The organism is Companilactobacillus sp. y65-5, from assembly GCF_057541095.1.
Genome location: NZ_BAAJOA010000018.1, coordinates 1 through 3191, shown reverse-complemented (window position 1 = coordinate 3191; position 3191 = coordinate 1). Strand labels below are relative to the sequence as shown.

At 48.8% G+C, this 3191-nt stretch carries 2 rRNA genes; both read left to right on the top strand.

Features of this window, described 5'->3' with window-relative positions:
• Window positions 1-91: 91 nt before the first annotated feature.
• Window positions 92-3007: ribosomal RNA gene (locus AC27FM_RS13225) — 23S ribosomal RNA — on the top strand.
• Window positions 3008-3074: 67 nt separating this feature from the next.
• Window positions 3075-3191 (top strand): 5S ribosomal RNA (gene rrf, locus AC27FM_RS13220).

Below are 3191 nucleotides of genomic sequence, written 5' to 3'. Positions count from 1 at the left end.
AACTCGTACCTTGAAAACTGGATACTAAGAATTAATGAATTAAAGAAACACCGAAAACTGCGCGACAAACCACTTTAGTGGTGTTTGTCAAGGTTAAGTTATAAAGGGCGCACGGTGGATGCCTAGGCACTAGGAGCCGATGAAGGACGTAACTAACGACGATACGCCTCGGGGAGCTGTAAGTAAGCTTTGATCCGGGGATTTCCGAATGGGGGAACCCAATCATCGTAATGGATGATTACTTATATGTGAATACATAGCATATTAAGAGGAAGACGCAATGAACTGAAACATCTAAGTAGTTGCAGGAAGAGAAAGAAATTCGATTCCCTGAGTAGCGGCGAGCGAAACGGGAAGAGCCCAAACCAAAGAGCTTGCTCTTTGGGGTTGTAGGACTGGCAATATGAGAAAAAAGTGAGTATAGCTGAACAACTTGGAAAAGTTGGCCAAAGAGAGTGAAAGCCTCGTAAGCGAAATGCGAACTACTCTAGCCGGGATCCTGAGTACGGCGGGACACGAGAAACCCCGTCGGAATCTGGGAGGACCATCTCCCAAGGCTAAATACTACCTAGTGACCGATAGTGAACCAGTACCGTGAGGGAAAGGTGAAAAGAACCCCGGAAGGGGAGTGAAATAGATCCTGAAACCGTGTGCCTACAAATAGTCAAAGCCCGTTAAGGGGTGATGGCGTGCCTTTTGTAGAATGAACCGGCGAGTTACGTTTACATGCGAGGTTAAGCAGAAAATGCGGAGCCGTAGCGAAAGCGAGTCTGAATAGGGCGCTTTAGTATGTAGACGTAGACCCGAAACCAAGTGACCTACCCATGTCCAGGCTGAAAGTGTGGTAAAACACACCGGAGGGCCGAACCCATGTATGTTGAAAAATGCTGGGATGAGGTGTGGGTAGCGGTGAAATTCCAAACGAACTTGGAGATAGCTGGTTCTCTCCGAAATAGCTTTAGGGTTAGCCTCGGGGATTAGGATCATGGAGGTAGAGCACTGTTTGGACTAGGGGCCCGTCTTGGGTTACTGAATTCAGATAAACTCCGAATACCATTGATCTATACCCGGGAGTCAGACGATGAGTGATAAGATCCACCGTCGAAAGGGAAACAGCCCAGATCACCAGTTAAGGTCCCAAAATTCATGCTAAGTGGAAAAGGATGTGGAAACGCATAGACAACTAGGATGTTGGCTTAGAAGCAGCCATTCATTCAAAGAGTGCGTAATAGCTCACTAGTCGAGTGATTCTGCGCCGAAAATGTACCGGGGCTAAGCATGATACCGAAACTGTGGATGCATCGTAAGATGCGTGGTAGGAGAGCGTTGTAAGAGCATTGAAGCTGTACCGTGAGGAGCAGTGGAGTTCTTAGAAGTGAGAATGCCGGTATGAGTAGCGAAAGATAGGTGAGAATCCTATCGGCCGAAAGACTAAGGTTTCCTGGGGAAGGCTCGTCCTCCCAGGGTTAGTCGGGGCCTAAGATGAGACCGAGAGGTGTAATCGATGGATAACGGGTTGATATTCCCGTACTAGTTTATTTTGTTTGAACGATGGAAGGACGCAGGAGGATGATGTGTGCACACGGCTGGAAAAGTGTGTTCAAGCAGTAAGTCTTGGTAAGAGTCAAATGCTTTTACCTTTAAGGACAAGCTGTGATGAGGAGCGAAATTTAAGTAGCGAAGCACAGTAACTCACACTGCCGAGAAAAGTTTCTAGTTAGAAATAAACTACCCGTACCGCAAACCGACACAGGTAGTCGAGGAGAGAATCCTAAGGTCAGCGAGTGAACTCTCGTTAAGGAACTCGGCAAAATGACCCCGTAACTTCGGGAGAAGGGGTGCTGGTGTAACAGCCAGCCGCAGTGAATAGGCCCAAACAACTGTTTATCAAAAACACAGGTCTCTGCTAAATCGTAAGATGACGTATAGGGGCTGACGCCTGCCCGGTGCTGGAAGGTTAAGAGGATCAGTTAGCGTAAGCGAAGCTGAGAATTGAAGCCCCAGTAAACGGCGGCCGTAACTATAACGGTCCTAAGGTAGCGAAATTCCTTGTCGGGTAAGTTCCGACCCGCACGAAAGGCGTAATGATTTGGGCACTGTCTCAACGAGAGACTCGGTGAAATTATAATACCCGTGAAGATGCGGGTTACCCGCGACAGGACGGAAAGACCCCATGGAGCTTTACTGTAGCTTGATATTGAGTTTTTGTGTGACATGTACAGGATAGGTAGGAGCCGTTGAAGTCGGAACGCTAGTTTCGATCGAGGCATTGGTGGGATACTACCCTTGTTATATGAAAACTCTAACCTACACCATTTAGCGTGGTGAGGTACAGTGTCTGGTGGGCAGTTTGACTGGGGCGGTCGCCTCCTAAAATGTAACGGAGGCGCTCAAAGGTTCTCTCAGAATGGTTGGAAATCATTCGCAGAGTGTAAAGGCACAAGAGAGCTTGACTGCGAGACTGACAAGTCGAGCAGGGACGAAAGTCGGACTTAGTGATCCGGTGGTACCATATGGAAGGGCCATCGCTCAACGGATAAAAGCTACCCTGGGGATAACAGGCTTATCTCCCCCAAGAGTTCACATCGACGGGGAGGTTTGGCACCTCGATGTCGGCTCATCGCATCCTGGGGCTGTAGTCGGTCCCAAGGGTTGGGCTGTTCGCCCATTAAAGCGGTACGCGAGCTGGGTTCAGAACGTCGTGAGACAGTTCGGTCCCTATCCGTCGCGGGCGTAGGAAATTTGAGAGGAGCTGTCCTTAGTACGAGAGGACCGGGATGGACATACCTCTGGTGTACCAGTTGTGCCGCCAGGCGCATCGCTGGGTAGCTACGTATGGAAGGGATAAACGCTGAAAGCATCTAAGTGTGAAGCCCCCCTCGAGATGAGATTTCCCATTCCGTTAAGGAAGTAAGATCCGTTAGAGATTATGACGTAGATAGGCTGCGGGTGGAAGTGTAGCGATACATGGAGCTGAGCAGTACTAATAGATCGAGGACTTTACCAAGTAAGTGGTTTTCGGTTGATTTAATTCATTTGATTAGTATCTAGTTTTGAAGGTACGAGCAGAATAGTGTGGTGGTGATGGCAAGAAGGATACACCTGTTCCCATGCCGAACACAGAAGTTAAGCTTCTTCACGCCGAAAGTAGTTGGTGGGAAACTACCCGCGAGGATAGGAAGCTGCCACGC